The sequence below is a fragment of the Brachyspira sp. SAP_772 genome, assembly GCF_009755885.1.
Lineage (GTDB): Bacteria > Spirochaetota > Brachyspiria > Brachyspirales > Brachyspiraceae > Brachyspira.
Genome location: NZ_VYIX01000220.1, coordinates 1 through 658, shown reverse-complemented (window position 1 = coordinate 658; position 658 = coordinate 1). Strand labels below are relative to the sequence as shown.

The 658-nt window shown below is 27.8% G+C and carries 1 pseudogene; it reads left to right on the top strand.

Annotated features, from left to right (window positions below):
• A pseudogene (locus GQX97_RS13670) lies at window positions 1–519 on the top strand (M23 family metallopeptidase); the annotation flags it as partial.
• Window positions 520–658: the final 139 nt, after the last annotated feature.

The window sequence follows — 658 nt, the reverse complement described above, 5'->3', positions numbered from 1 at the left end:
GATATACTTGCTTTAACAGGAAACACTGGTCGTTCTGGAGGTGCTCATTTGCATCTTACAATAGAAGATATGAAAAAGGGGCTTGTTATAGACCCTCTTGCTTATCTTGATATGAATAAAGGCTCTGAACAATCTCCGCTTATACATGGTATATATTTAAGAACAGAAAATAGATTAATACAGATAAAAGACAATATGTCTATAAGGTATAATGATGAGCTAAAATTATTTGTTAAGGCTTATGATTTGCTTGGAAGCATTCCTATGGGGCTTAAGAGAGTAAAAATATATATGAATGATGATTTGCTTAGAGATTATGATTTTACTTATTTTATTAAGCAGAAYAATGTTTATTATATATCTCCAGATTATAGATTTGAAGATGTTTATGGGGTTGATTCTCATTATTATAGGGGAGGAAGTTTTATACCTAAACGCGGCAAATATATATTTWAAGCAGAGGTTACAGAYTTTGATGATAAGAGTGTTGTGCTTACTAGAAGTGTGAATTTTCACTAGTTAAATAATATGTAAAGTATTGATATAATATTTATAATATGTTATAATTAATGAATTAAAAATTATAGAATGTGTAAAATATAGTAAATGATAGGGAGTTAAATCAATGGAAATTATCTTTCATATATATTTTTACTCT